The sequence below is a fragment of the Lentzea sp. NBRC 105346 genome (assembly GCF_030269605.1).
Taxonomy (GTDB): Bacteria; Actinomycetota; Actinomycetes; order Mycobacteriales; family Pseudonocardiaceae; genus Lentzea.
The window spans coordinates 310,644-325,066 of record NZ_BSTQ01000001.1 but is presented as its reverse complement, the minus strand read 5'-3'; the positions used below and the strand labels follow the sequence as shown (position 1 = coordinate 325,066).

Genomic DNA, 14,423 nt, shown 5'->3' with positions numbered 1-14,423 from the left:
TCATCGGCCTTTCCACGGCGTAACAGTACGTCCTCGATCGCCGATCAGGGTCGATGTCGTGGAGCACACGAGAGTGGATTGGCGGATCGCATGGAATATCGCCGGGTCAAGGCGTTCCTATTGGCTTCCACGCTGGGCGCCGGGTCATTGATTCTGCCGTTCACGGCGGTCGGCGGCGCCACCCAGGACCAGCCGGCCACGCTCCCCGCGCTCCAGGTCGTCCTGTTGGTCGACCAGTCGGGCAGCCTGTCCGACAGTGCTGTCGTCGCCGAGAAAGAGGCAGCTAGGACCATCGCTGCCAGTGTGCTGGGCTCCGGCTCGGAGGTGTCCGTCGTCGGTTTTGCCAGTGCCGAGAAGCCGGGACAGTCAGCGGTCGACGCGGTGTGCCAGTCCATCCAGCTCGACGCGCCGCAACAGCGCGACAGGCTCGCCAAATGCATTGGCGACCTGCGCAAGCGCAAAGACGAAGAAGGCGACGGAACAGACCACGCTGCCGCCCTGGAGCAGGCACTCACCTATGCATCGTCGGCCAAACAGGAAAAGAAGATCGTATTCCTGCTGACCGACGGAAAACTCGATGTCTCGGCCAGCGACTCGTGGGGCGACACACCTGAGCGACGTAACGCCGCCGCAGCGGCCAGGGCCCAGCAACTACTCGGTGACCTGGACAGAGCTGGGGCCCAGGTGTGGCCGCTCGGATTCGGCGATGTCGACGTCGCCGCATTACGCGGTTTCGCGAAAGGCAAGAGCTGCACGCCGTCGGCTCCCGACCCGAAGGAACAGGTCGTTCCGAACCTCGAGGAGCTGACCACGGCCGTCGCGAGGGCCTTCAGCTCGGCCAGTTGCGCCGAGATCAAACCACCGGTGATCGATACCCTCGGGGAGAACAGCTCGGTCGTGCTGGACGTCGACATCCCCGCCGTCGCGAGCGATGCCTCCATCGTTGTCTACAAACGCCACCAGGGTGTGCGGGTCGAGTACCAGGCACCCAACAGCGACAAGCCCGCACCGGCCGCTGGTGGGTCGCGCTTCGAGATCGCGGGGTCGTCGACCGAGACGGAGTCGGTGCGAATCAGCGACCCGGAGCCGGGCCGTTGGAAAGTCCGGCTGTCCGCGTCGGGCATACCCGCGCAGCAGGTAGCGGCCACCGTGATCTACCAGGCCGCTGTCAAGGCGACCATCACGGCCAGCCCTCCGCAGCCCGAGGCGGGACAGACGGTCGAGGTCAGCATGCAGATCAGAGCGCGCGGCCGGGCCGTTATCGATCCGGGCACGCTGAAGGGGCTGACGTTCGTCACCACCATGACCGGCAATCTCCCTGAGCAGAAAGCAACGCTCAGCGATCCCGACGGGGACGGAACCTTCGCGGGCAAGTTCACCCTGCCGGACAACGCGTCGGGAGACCTGTTGTTCACCGGCCAGGTCACCGGTATCGGAGTCGGCGGAGACACGCGCACCTATCCGACCAAGGTGCTGAAGGGTGCCGCACCGGTCCAGGCTCAGATCCTGTTCGACGCCAACAGCGGGCCGGTGGCGCCGGGGGGCACGGTGACCGGGTCGGTCACGGTCGCCAACAACTCGGGTCAATCGGCGCAGCTGCGGCTGAACCTGGACGGTCTGACCGATGGGACGACCATGACCGTGGAACCTGCCACGGTGCAGGCGGCGCCTGGAACCAGCAAGACAACCTTCTCGGTGAAGGTCGGCCTGGATGCCCGGATCGGTCCGAGCGCGGCGACGGTCCAGCTGATCGACAGCTCGAACGCCGTCGTCGACAACCGCCTGCTCGCCATCGAGGTCGCTCCCGAGCCGGGAATCTGGCAGAAGTTCTACTGGGTGTGGATCACGCTGGCTGTGCTGCTGCTCGTCGGTGTGCTCTGGTTGCTGGCCCGCCTGCGTGCACGCCGCGAGGCTGCCAAGACGCGCGGACTACTGGCCCAGCTGTGGCAGGGCGGGTTCCCCACCTCCGAACTGATGCCCCGCGACCCTGACAGCAAGTTGTTCCGATTCATCCTGCACAACGACTTCACCGGACTTCAGCTGCAGCACGCCGGCCCGGACGAGACGACCGCGTACGAAGTGCGCCGGCTTGCAGGGAGGGTCACTCTCGTCCCACCCGGACAGCAGCCGGTCCAGCTGGCCATAGGCGAACGACACGACATCGGCCAGGATCTGGCGATCGCCTTCGCCGACGAACGAGGGGCGACGGGCGGCCTAGCGGCCGGACCTCCGGCAGATCCGTTCGTACTGTCCACAGCAGACCAGTCCGGCGACTTGTACCACAGGTCTTCTGCCGTGCCAACGCAGTCGCCGCCCACGAACCCGTTCGACAGCGGTCCTACCGGCGAGGGCCGACACGCAACCGACCGCGACTCCTATGTGGACCCCAACAACCCTTTCGCGTGACCATCTGCCCGCCGTGACCGTGAGGACGACGCACCAATGAGGATCTATCAACCGATGCTGTTCATCGGTCTTGGCGGGACCGGCTGCAAGGTCGGCGCCGAGCTCGAGAAGCGACTCCGCGAGGAACTCTGCGGCCCTGACGGCACCAGGCTGCTGACGGACATCCAGGACCCGAACTTCCTGCCGTACCAACTGCCGTCGTGCCTTCAGTTCGTCTACGCAGACCTCAGCACGAACGAGCTGCAACGGGTCCGCCGGGAGGTAGTGCCGGGACGCGAACACGAGCAGGCAGCCCAGAAGACGATGCACCAGATCGCCGACCTGGTGCCCGCCAGACTGGGAAGCTCCGCGGATGTCGCACAGAGTCTTCGGATCAACGCCGACGAGGACACCATCGGCTGGTTGCCCTCCAGGGAAAGCGACCCGCGGATCGGTCCGCTGCTCCGCGGGGCCGGCCAGCTGCCGACCGTCGGCCGCGGCGTGCTGTTCGAGACGCTCAGACGCAACCCGGACACCGCGTTGCTCGGGATCAAGAACGCGTTGTCGGACATCAACGAGTCCGGCGGCGACCTGCACGTGGTCAGCGGCAAACGCACCCATCGGGTCGACCCGGTGACCGTGTTCGTGGTGTTCTCCGTGGCCGGGGGCACCGGCAGCGGGATCTACTACGACTACCTGCACCTGATCGGCGAGCAGATCCGGAGGGGCAACAAGGAGGCCGAGATCTACCCGCTCGTCCTCATGCCGTCGGCGTTCGACAACGGTCAGGGTGGCGGCCGCGCCGCCGAGCTCAACGCGGGCTCCGCGCTCGTCGACCTGTTCCGTCTGATCGACGACCAGAACGCACAGGGTTCGCTGGAGGCATTGGACCACAAGGGTACGCACGGCGCGGTTTCGGTTCATTACCCGCACTCGACCCTTGGACAGGTGCAACTGCCGCCGAACACGGTACAGACCGCGTTCCTGTTCGGGCGTCCAGTCGGTGGTGTGCGCAGGGACGACCTCAACCGGTCCATGGTGTCGCTGATGATGTCGCTCATCGGCGCCGGCCCGACCGAGCAGGACGATGATGACAACGGACCGAACCGACCGTATCAGTCCTTTGCGGACGGTTTCATCAACAGCAAGGTAAACCGCCACGCCGTCGCGGACACCGGCGTCGGCAGACGCGGTGTCACCACGAGTGCCGTCGCCGCGTTGACCACGCCGCTGCTCGAGCTCACCGACGTGGTCAGCTCGCACCTGCTCGCCAACGCGATCAAGGAGCTGCGTGTCCCGCCGGGAGCGGCCGAGACCAACAAGGCGCACATCCGGAAGTTCATCAACGCCGCGGGCCTCGACCGGGTGCTGGAGGCAGCTCCGTCACGGATACCACCACAGGGGAACCCGGTCGGATACGGACCGGTTGTCGCGGCCCTGACCGAGCGCGCGAACATGATGGGCGCCGGGATCGACACCGACAAGGGCAAGCTCGGCGGTCCGGTCGCCACGCTGGCGCAGAAGTTCGACCCGTCCGCGGCTGCCACGGTCCTGCTGCGTGAGCTCGACCTGTTCCGGTTGCACCGCACCGTTTTCGGCCATCGCGACCTCACGGAGCAGTTGGACAGGGACGGGTTTCGGGCGATGCTCGAGACGTGGCGGGTGCCGCCCGCAGCGCCACCCGGACTCAATCCCGCGGCTGCTCCGCTGCCGAGCAATCTGCCGAAGAAGCTTCTGCATCGGCTGCGGATCGCGGACGACGCCGCGCAGGCGGTGATCAGGCAGCAGGACGAGTGGCACAGGTGGCAGTCGCGGCGGATCTGGAACGCGGCGTGGAACGACAGCCATCGACTGTGGAACAGGCCGTGGCAGGCGTTCGTGGAGAAGTTCCGCGCCATCCACGAAGCGTTCCTCACTCATGCCCGCGACGACGCGACGCAGTTCGACCAGCGAACGAAGGACCTGTACAAACCCCGCGTCGGCGTCGCCTACCTGCTGCCACCGGAGGATGACGGCCTCGAAGGTTTCTACCAGGCAGTTCTCCAGCGCCTGAAGGAAGATCTGTCCGAGCACCTCAGCCCTGGTTCCCACGAGGGGCACGTGCTGAACCTGTTGCTGGGACAGGACGGCTGGGCCGACGCCTTCAGCGCGGGGATGAAGGATCCGGAGGCCGCTGTCGCCTGCGTCCGGCAGCAGGTCAAGGAAGCCGTCGCGGAAGTGGTGCGTCCCGGCGACCGCACCCGGCCGGCGCTGGTCCCGAGAATGGAGGACCTGCTCGCGAACGCGGTGCAGCGCAGGGACAACAGCGTCACCGAGAGCGACCTGAACAGGTTCCGGATGAAGCTGGCCGAACTGGTGCCGGGAGGCTTCGCCCCGGACGGCCGCGCGCCGCTCCAGGCTCTGTTCACCTACCCCGCCGTACAGCAGGACGAGGACATCGAGCGGTTCTTGCGCCGCGAGGTGGCGCTGCCGGTGGACCTGGCCGGTGAGCCGGAGTTCCGCGCGGTGCAGGCCGACGCGATGGTCGTCGTGCTGACCCGCAGCTCAATGGGCATCACCGAGGTGCCTGAACTGCGCCAGGCCATCTGGCTCTGGGCGAGCGCCCAGCGCAAACCGGAGCGCGAGGACACCCTCCCCTGGCGACGGCGACTGAGCCAGGACAGCAACTACCTCTTGATGAGCGAGGGAGATCGGCAGCAGGTGTTGCACCGCCTGCTCTGTGCGGCGTGGGACGGCAAATTCGTCGTCGAGGGAGACCCGGTCAGCCCCGACCGCATCACGGTGCAGCTCGGCGGCCGGGAAGCGGTGAAGATGCAGCTGGAACTGACGCCGCTCGGCGCCCTGTCGTCGTGGGCCAGCATGTTGCAGGCCTACGAACAGTGGGTGCTCGCCGATGACAAGCCCGAGCGGCGCGCCCTCGCGGCCAGGCTGATGTCGTCGATCCCCGCACAGGCGGACCGGTCGCCGTCGCCACCCGCACCGGAGTTCACGACCATCGTCGACCTCGCGACACCCGAACTGCTCAAGGTCAAGCAAGCGGAACAGAACCGAGTGCTCAGCAAGGACGCCCAGCTCGCGGCCTTCCGCGAGTTCTGGACGCACACACTGCCCGCCGCACTGCACCAGCAGGTCGGCGCCACCACCAAGAGCCTCGTCGACCTGCGCGAGCAAGTGGACTTCGCAAACGGACTCGGTGGTGACCAACGCGTATGAACACGTCGAAGATCGTTCTGGTCGACCTGCGCGGCGCCGGTGCCGAGCCGCCTGCCGAGATCGCCGGCGGCGTGGTGGTCATCGACCACGCGAGCGCGCTGGTCGAGCACGCGGAAACCTACCTGTCGCTCGTCGGAGGGGACATGGTCACGGCCGTCGTGTGCGTCGCGGTCGGCGAGCCGGGGTCGGACAACCCCAACGACGGGGTGGTTCTCTCCGTGCCACCCGCGCTGCGGCACGCCACCGTGCTGTGGGTCGGTGATCCACGAGGCGTCGACTGGGCGCCGGAGAGCTCGGTCCCACGCCCGGTGGAGCAGCCGGGGAACGCACTCGACAGCCTGATCGCCGCGTTACGGGTTCCGAAGTTGTTCGACGAGGTCGTGGCGGCCGCCGAGGGGCTGTCCGGCGCCGCAGCCAACCCCGGGATCCGGCTGGTGGTCGGCTCGGCCGACCCGGTCGAGCTGGCCGAGGCCAGTGCGGCGGCGGTCCGGTCGTTGTGCGCATCGGACCATTCGGCGCCGCACGATCTCGACGCGTCGATCCGCCGTTCGTACCTGCCCCGCGCCCACGACGGCGCGGTGCTGTCCGGGCCCACACAGGAGGCGCGAACGGAAGCGTTGCGGCGGCTCGACCACGTCAGCCAACTCGCTCGCGCACTGGGGACGGTGAAGGCGCTGCTCGCGTCACCTCGGCCGACGGCGACGCTCGGCAGCCAGGTGAGCTGGGCGGGCCAGGCGGTGGAGAACTACCGCCGCCTGCTCGCCGAACTGCTCAACCGCGTGGACGGCCACCTGCAGGTCGGACGTCCGTCCATTGAGGACGTGGTGGAGCTTGGTGTGCCCCGTCCCAGGGAGGCGGACGGTGGCGAGATCGCGGCGGATCTGCAGCAGGCAGTCGACGCCCGGCTCGACGACGGCGCTGCGCTCTCGAGGCTGGCGCATGACCTGAGGTTGGTCGCCGCCAACACCGGCCCGCAGGGATGCGCGGCCGCACTGGAGGAGGTCGACCGGCGAGGTCCGGTGACCCTTGCGATGCCACCGTTTCGCCCTTGGCCGCTGCCGCTCGTCACGCTCCCGCTGATCTTCCTGAGCTGCGCACTGCTCACCCTGGTGTTCGGGCCTGCGGGGCCGGGCTGGCTCGCCGGCGGACTTCTCGCCTTGGCGTGGTGGGGATCGGGCTGGCTGCTGCTCGGGCGACGACCTGGGCCGGAGGCCGAGTACGGACTCGAAGCCGCACTCCCGCGTGCTGCGCTGACCTACGGGCTCGCCGCGATGTCGGGAGCGCTGGCCGGTGGCCTCGTCGGGGAACTGTTCGCAGTGCGACTCCTCCAGATCATCGCTGACATCCCACCGTGGGCAGGCCCCGCGGTCGCAGTGCTGATGGTGGTGCTCTGCGCCGCGACCGTCCTGCTGAGCTGGCGTTCGGCCGTGCGTGACTGGCGCGGCCGGCTGCGGGTGGAGGCGCTGCGCGGCATCGTGAGCGACCTCTCGCGGATCGCCGAGGAGGTGACAGCGCACGAGTGGTTGCCCTTGCTGCGCAGACAGACCCTCGCCGCGGCGGCTACCGAGGTGGCGGCCGGGCTGGAGGAGGTCACCGCGACCCTCAAGGTCTCCGGGGAGCGGCTCTTCAACGCGCCTGAGTCTGCGGAGGACGGTCATGTGCGGATGGCCAGGCCGGTACCGCAGGAGCTGTATGCGGTGATCCGTGGCGATCTCGTCAACGTGTGCCGCGACGCGCTGAAGCCTGCATGGCCTCCCGCGGAACGAGTCATGCACACGAGGGAAGGCGTGTACGCACAACGGCTGGACCGGTTGCTCGACGAATACGGCACGGACGTCCGGCGCAACGGGCTCTTGACGGCCACCAGGTTCAGCCGCGACCAGGGTCCGCGGGACGCGCTGATGGCTCGGGTCTGGTCGGAGTCGCCTGCGGCCCTCGCGGTAATGCGCACCGGGGTGAACGGAGACATGACGCAGTTGTGCCGCGGCGGCCAGCTCGGCTTCCTCAGCACCGCTGCCGAGCCCGGCCTCGTCCGCTTCGCACCACAACGGCTGCGCGACGTCCTCGAACGCGAGGGTGTCCACAGAGGACTCACAGCAGACCCTGGTGTTGCCTGGAGTGAGCGCGGGGAGCTCATCGGAGCGCTGCGACTGCTGCCGTTGCGACCGGAGTCAGTGCGTCAGGTGCTGGGTGGTGGGCGGTAGATGGCGGAGGTGGTGCGCTGCCGGTACGTGACCGGTGTGCTGCAGGAGATCGAGATCGAAGACCTCAACGAGTTCGTCACGCCGGGCTCGGTGCTCGAGCAACGCCTGGTGAGGGTCAACGGCCGGGTGTATGTGCGAAAGTTCGTCTCGCGCACGGCCGGCAGCGCCAACCAGCGCCTCTACGACCTGCTGTACAACGAGGTCCGCGCGGGCGCACGCCTCGCGCAGGTGTTCCCCGGGAGGTACCCGGCGGAACTGGCTCACCTCGTCGCGTACAACTTGGACGCCGAGGAGCCGTTTGTGCTGCTGCGTGAGTACATCGGGACACCAGCGTCGAGCAAGGTCCACCGGTTCGACGACACCCAGCGCAGGCGGTTCGAACACGGCCTGTTGCGCGCCGTGTACCTGACATCGGTGGCGGACGTGGTGCACGGCGCAGTGAGCATGGACGCAGTGCGCTGTCACGACGGGCAAGTGCAGCTCGTCGACTTCGAGTTCGCCGAACGGGTCGGCGAGTCGCGACGCTGCGGCGGCATCGTGGACCAACGCGACGACTTGTGGGGCGCCGGTCAGGTCATCCGCCGACTGCACCTCGGTGAGACCTCATCCGATCGAAGTCAGGACCCACAACGGTTGCGCACGTTGCTCGACCCCGTCTTCGACAATCCCGTCGAGCAACAGCCGACCGCGGCTCAGCTGCTCGCCGTGGTGCGGGCGGACAACCACCTGCCCATCGTCGCCAACCCCGACGCCGCCTTCGAGCAAGGCCGCAGGCTGTTCGACCAGGTCTGTCTGCGCAAGCGAGGGCCGGTGACCGGGAACGCCGCGCCACCACCGGAACAAGGCAAACCGGCCAAGCGGTCGTTCTTCCGGTTCATGACCAGGATGGTCCTCCTGATCAACGCGGTGGTCGCGGGCGTCGTGGTGATGTTCCGATGACGCCTCCCGGAAGCGGTCAACCTCCCCGCTATGTCCGCTGTCCCGTCTGCGCCGACGAGTTCGTGTGGCCGGAGGACCCGTTCATCTCGCTGTACGACGAGATGAACGACCGTTACGAGGTCGATGATCTCTCCAAGCTTCCTCCGGCGAAGGCCATCAACCGTCTGCGCAAGGGTTACCGGAAGTGCCCGAACCCGTCCCGTGACACGGCGGCGCATTACCTGCCCGCGACGTACGCCGACTACCGCAACCCTCTGGTGATCGGCCTCGTCGGCGCACCGATCTCAGGCAAGACACACCTGTTGACGGCGATGATCCGCCAGGTCTACCTCAACGGGCTCTCAAGGTACGGGGTCACTGCGACTGCCTTGGACTTTCAGCGACACAAGCACTTCCACGACCAGTTCATCGTGCCGCTCGAGCGAGGAGAGGCCCTCCCTGGTACGGGTACCGGCCTGATCGAGGCAGCCGACATCCTGCTGCTGCGCGGCCCCGGTGGCCTGCGCCCGGTGACGTTCTTCGACGTCGCGGGCGAGGACCTGGAGAGCATCGCCCCCCGTGCGAACAGGTTCCTGATCGCGACGAACGCCGTGATCTTCGTGCACGCACCAGAAGATCCTCTGGAGACAGGGCAGTCGTCGACCGCGACCGAGAACAGAGCGTTCCAGATGGCCCTAGGCCAGTTGCCCGACAGTCGACTGCCCGTCGCGATCGCAGTCACCAAGTCGGACAGGTTGCGGCACGCGCCCCCGGCCGACCACTGGCTGCACCGAGGGGACGAGCACGACCTGAACGCGGCGAGGATGCATGCAGAGAGCAGGGACGTGTACGCCTATCTGCAGCATTCCGGCGCGGGGGCGTCATCCCGCCCGTTCGACGAGTTCACCCGGTGCACGCTGCACTTCGTCTCAGCCAGTGGAGCCGACGCGGTCCCCAACCCGGACGACCCGACGAAGAACCACTATCCGCGTGGATTCCGTTCGATCAGAGTGCTCGAACCGCTGGTGTCGATCCTCGCGATGACTGGCGTGATCACCGGAGCCGAGGCTGAGAAGGTAGGACTGCCATGACCGACCCTCGGCGTGATGATGTCGTCGAGCAAGCCTTCTTCGGCGTCTCCCACGAGAACAAGCACACCTTGATCGCCTACTCGTTCGAAGGGCCAGCGGTGAACCGATGGCGAGCGAGGTTGAGCGACCTCACCCGTCTTCAACCTGACGGAGCGGGCACAGTGCCGCCCTCCGCGATGTCCTACCTCACCTTCGAGAACGAAGGCGACGACAGATCCGTGGCGATCGTGCGCCGGGTCAACGTCGGTCACTCCGCAGGGCGTGGCAACGCACACGTGCTCATCGGCTCCCCCGCCGCGCTCGACGTGACGCTCGCACTCGCTCTGGACACCTGGTCCGAGTGGCGGGTCACCCCTCCCTCCACAGGAGTGGGGATGGGCACGATCAGCGCTCGGTATCTCGCCGGAGCCACCGTCCAGCCGAACTGGCCATCGCTGATCTCGGAGGTGGAGGACCAGCTCGTCGAGGTGCTGGCGCGTCTGCTCGACAACCCAGCCATGCCGCTGAGCGTCATCGGCTGTCCGGACTCCCACCGGCTCGCGATGGTGTGGGGCCTCCGCGAGGCAGCAGACGGATATCTTCGCCGCGCGGGCAGAAACCTGCGCTGGTCCTTCTCCACCTACGAGGACCGGCACGACGACAGCGTTCGCAGCCTGCCGGAAATCGTGTTTCTGTCGGGCATTCCAGGACGTGGAGTCGCGAGTCGCACGGTCGTCGATCTCCGCCGGGAACCGGAGGACAGCCCGTCCAGGCCACTCGCCTGCCAGCTCGTCGACACCGTGCTCAGGGGCGGGCCTGCTCCCAACTTCGACTCCACGCCCACGCGGCGACAACATCCGGTCGCGCCAGCACCCCGGCCGCAGCCCATCGTCCCCGCGACACAGCACGTGATGGCGGCGAGGGATGACAAGGGCGGGTACGCGGCACCCGACCTCGGATCCGCGTGGGTGAACAAGCTGCTCAGCGCCGGCTCGGTCGACGAGCTGCTCGGCTACCTGGCCGAGCTGGCGAAGGTGAGCGCCGCGGAGCGCCAGCAGCTGCGCGCAGCCATGGACGTTCGCGCGCTGGACAAGATCGCCGACATCGTGGAGGTTCGTGCCACGGGCGAGATGTTGCAAGGCCTGCTTCTCGCGCTCTACGGACGAGGACTCGAGGACCTCCATCAGGCCGACGGCGCACTGAAACACGCCGAGGACCTGGTCAACGGCACCCGGTCCGAGCACCTCGCGATGATGATGACGGTGAGCGCCTGGGACCGGGGCAGGGACATCTCCACATCGGTCGTCAAGAGGTGGGCGGACGGTGGCCGTCCACCCCGTCGGATCAAGCTGAGACGACCACGGCGAACGCTGAAGCGCGTACTTAGAACGTGGATCCTGTCCGTCGGGATCGCGGTGGCCGTGCTCGGACTGCTCGGCTCAGGGTTCTGGTTCGGCCTCGCGACCGGCCAACCTGAGTCGCCACAGCAACCTACGACCACACCCGCGACCGCCGCACCAGCACAGCCTCCGCCGATCGCTCCCCAGCCCATTGCAGGTACCGCGAGCCTGAATTCCGCACCTGCCGAGGGGCAGCAGGTCTACGGGTTCGTCCGAATCAAGCGCCAGCCCCAACTCTACTATCCACAGATGTCCTGCTTGGCCGCAGATGAAAGACACGTGAAGTGGAGGTGCGCTGCGACCGTTGATCCCAAGGCCATGGATGGAGAACTGGTCGCCGTCATAGTTCCGGCGGAGGATGTTCGCGGGTTGGACCGCACAGCCAACACCAACAACTTCGTATATTCGAACACGAGCTGGAACAAACCCATCGTTGTGTCCTTAGGCTAGTCCACGCCGTTGTCAGGGCATCACGGCGAACTCATCGCGCGGCATGTCCACTGCGGACGCCTTGAGCTCAGTGGAGACCGCTAAGACCTGGCAGTGCAGATCGAAGCCGCGCTCGCTGTGGCAACTGCGCTGTCGATCAGAGCCCTCATACGCGGCTACTTGTCCACCCATCACCTGTACAAGGCCGATACGCAGGGAAGGCTGCAGAGCACCTCGAAACCGAGTTCGCAGGCGATAGGCCCGCGTTCAACCTCAGGCTGCGAAGCTTCGTGCTCACCGCAGGACGGGCCAAACATCCCTGCCGAGCTAGGTTCGTCTACGCAGAGCCGCGGAGGGCTACGTGGGTGGATAGTGTGCGACTTCCTCCTCGGACACACTCGCTAAACACACGCGGAGAGGTCGTCGCATAGACGGCCTCTTTTGCTTTGTCGTACTCCAGCTCGATCCCGAGGTCCTGGTAGAGCTTTGCGACCTTGTCCGGCTTGCCTCATCCAGGGACGGCGTCACGTAGATCGCTTCTTCCCACATAGTGGCACCTCCTCCCAATTCAGACCACCACGTTACGAACTTCAACAGGAGGCCCGACAGCGAAGAAGGCAGCCGCTTCGCATCAATTCGTTTGATCTATAGTTACACCCGTCAGACCGTTAATAGAATCAAATCCGTCTCAATTACGGACGGAGAGTTGCGAGCATGGGACGTAGCTGGAAGTCCAGTCCGCATGGAACCTCGCCGACGATCGTCACCTAGATCAGGAAGCAGCCGCCCCGGTTAGGTCGCAGATTCTCGTACTTAAAACAACGGCCTTACCTGTCCGACATTGTTGCCTTACCTTCGATGCAATCCATCGAGAGGGCGACGACATGTCCCGGAAAATTGTGCTGCCCACGATCGCCGCATTGATGCTGGCGACAAACACGGCAACTGGAAATGCCGACACCGAGTTCGAGCCTGCCCACACCGCACTACGGCTGATCGAAGAGCTGCAGGACGTGCTCACGGTGCGGCTCACGGACGCGGCCGCACAGGCACATCGCGCCCATGAGGCACGGCAGGCCGAGGCGGCAAGACACGCGGCCGAGGAGGCCGAGGCCCGCAGGCCCAAGCGTGTCTACCCGACGACGGGGGTGCTGACCTCGGGATTCGGCGCACGCTGGGGCGTAATGCATCAGGGAATCGACATCGCGAACGCGATCGGAACGCCCATCCGGTCGGCCGCCGACGGCGTGGTGGTCGAGGCAGGCCCGGCACAGGGCTTCGGGCTGTGGATCCGGGTGCGGCATGACGACGGCACCGTCACCGTATACGGCCACGTGGACCGGTTCACGGTGCCCACGGGTAAACGTGTCCGCGCCGGCGAAGAAATCGCCAAGATGGGCAATCGGGGGCAGTCCACCGGGCCACATCTTCATTTCGAAGTGTGGCAGGGCGGAAGGAAAGTCGATCCGCTCAGCTGGTTGCCGTGAGGAACGGGCACGCCGGGCACCCGGACCAGCGGGCTGCCCGGCGTGCCGAGCTCAGGGCGACGATCGGTGGATCCATCCATAGTGGACCGAGCGCATCGTCCTCACGCGGCCGCGCGCTCTTCTCCCGGTTCCTGGCGAAGTCTCCGGCCGATGCCCAGATCGCGCGCGGCCAACAGCACCCGGTGCGTCCGGCTCGCCTGTGCCGCCCACTCCAGGTCACCGAGGTCCAGCGCCATGTCCACAAGCGAACGCACGTACTCGATGGCGCCGTCGATCTCCTCCCCCGCGGCACGCACGGGGCAGATCCGCAACGCCTCCATCGGATCCGGGTCGATCATGCGCTGAAGTTGCCGCTGTAGCTACCGGACTTGGTGAGCAGTTCTGTGGTGTTCATGGTCGGCTCCCGGTGTCGAGGTGATGCGTCGACCATCACGGGAAGCAGCGTGCGGAACATCGGTATGTTCACCGAGCCGGGAAGGCGCCGCGGCCGCACGAAGTACGTATGTGCCTGAACTACGTGTGTATACCGATGTTTCGAGATCGGCTCCGGAAGACCGTATGGGTCGTCGCACCACGCTCACCTGAGGCGGAGGCCGGGCCGATGACCACCATGAACCGCACTGCCGACACAGGCAGCCTGGAGGAGCTCTACCGCCTGCACCGGCGGACGTTGATGTGGTACCTGCGCACCCGCGTCCACGTCGACCCACACACCGCGGAGGACATCCTGCAGGAGACGTTCCTGCGAGCGTGGCGGACGCCCGAGGTGCTCAGTGCTCCCCCGGAGGCGTGCCGTGCGTGGCTCGTGACCGTCGCGCGCAACCTGCTCATCGACTCACTGCGCCGCCGCTCACGCAGGCCCCAGGAGACGTCGGACGCCATGCTCACCGACATCCCGATGGGCTGGTGCGTCGCCGACCGCTCCGTGACCAGGATGGCGTTGCATCAGGCGATGTCGCAGCTGACGCCGTACCAGCGCGAGATCATCGGCCAGATCTTCATCATGGAGCGCACGCATCCGGAGACCGCGGCGGAGCTCGGCATCCCGCTGGGCACAGTCAAGTCCCGCGCGCACTCCGCGCTGGTCGCGTTGCGCCGCCACCTCGCCGCGGCCGAGTCGCCGGTCGCCGACGAGGAACTCCTCGTCGCCGCCTGACACCGTCCACGATGAACAACCCGACTCCCACACTCCACCTCGTCAGGGCGCCGGTGTTGGCCGAATGGAACCGGCAGGTCTCGACACTGATGCAGGACATCATCGACGAGACCTGTCTGCCGCTTCCACTCCTCGACGTGCTGACTTCGGTGCTCACCGGC

The 14,423-nt window shown here is 66.7% G+C and carries 9 protein-coding genes; 8 read left to right on the top strand and 1 reads right to left on the bottom strand.

What is annotated here, in order from left to right:
• The first annotated feature begins 90 nt into the window (after positions 1-90).
• The 7 genes from QSK35_RS01015 (at position 91) to QSK35_RS00985 (ending at position 13,106) form a co-directional block, all read left to right on the top strand.
• Positions 91-2,406: a vWA domain-containing protein gene (locus QSK35_RS01015; protein WP_285741266.1), complete on the top strand. Its 2,316-nt coding sequence runs from the start codon at positions 91-93 to the stop codon at positions 2,404-2,406.
• Between the two features lie 36 nt (positions 2,407-2,442).
• On the top strand, positions 2,443-5,598 hold the full coding sequence (locus tag QSK35_RS01010) for a tubulin-like doman-containing protein (RefSeq protein WP_285741265.1): 3,156 nt from the start codon (positions 2,443-2,445) through the stop codon (positions 5,596-5,598).
• A complete protein-coding gene (locus QSK35_RS01005) occupies positions 5,595-7,802 on the top strand; it encodes a hypothetical protein (protein WP_285741264.1) in 2,208 nt (735 codons plus the stop codon). The genes QSK35_RS01010 and QSK35_RS01005 overlap by 4 nt, the downstream gene beginning before the upstream one ends.
• Positions 7,803-8,741 (top strand): hypothetical protein, encoded by a 939-nt coding sequence (locus QSK35_RS01000; protein WP_285741263.1) that lies wholly within the window; start codon positions 7,803-7,805, stop codon positions 8,739-8,741. It begins immediately after the preceding gene.
• A complete protein-coding gene (locus tag QSK35_RS00995; protein WP_285741262.1) occupies positions 8,738-9,811 on the top strand; it encodes a hypothetical protein in 1,074 nt (357 codons plus the stop codon). Before QSK35_RS01000 ends, QSK35_RS00995 begins: the two co-directional genes overlap by 4 nt.
• Positions 9,808-11,640: a hypothetical protein gene (locus QSK35_RS00990; RefSeq protein WP_285741261.1), complete on the top strand. Its 1,833-nt coding sequence runs from the start codon at positions 9,808-9,810 to the stop codon at positions 11,638-11,640. The genes QSK35_RS00995 and QSK35_RS00990 overlap by 4 nt, the downstream gene beginning before the upstream one ends.
• Before the next feature lie 863 nt (positions 11,641-12,503).
• The gene (locus QSK35_RS00985; RefSeq protein WP_285741260.1) at positions 12,504-13,106 is read left to right on the top strand and encodes a M23 family metallopeptidase; all 603 of its coding nucleotides are present in this window, start codon (positions 12,504-12,506) and stop codon (positions 13,104-13,106) included.
• A 101-nt stretch (positions 13,107-13,207) separates the two neighbouring features.
• On the opposite strand, the gene QSK35_RS00980 is transcribed toward QSK35_RS00985, so the two are convergent.
• Complete coding sequence (locus QSK35_RS00980) at positions 13,208-13,444, bottom strand: hypothetical protein (RefSeq protein WP_285741259.1); 237 nt, start codon at positions 13,442-13,444, stop codon at positions 13,208-13,210.
• A gap of 272 nt (positions 13,445-13,716) precedes the next feature.
• On the opposite strand from QSK35_RS00980, the gene QSK35_RS00975 reads away from it, so the two are divergent.
• The gene (locus QSK35_RS00975) at positions 13,717-14,262 is read left to right on the top strand and encodes a sigma-70 family RNA polymerase sigma factor (RefSeq protein ID WP_285741258.1); all 546 of its coding nucleotides are present in this window, start codon (positions 13,717-13,719) and stop codon (positions 14,260-14,262) included.
• The last annotated feature ends 161 nt before the right edge of the window (positions 14,263-14,423 follow it).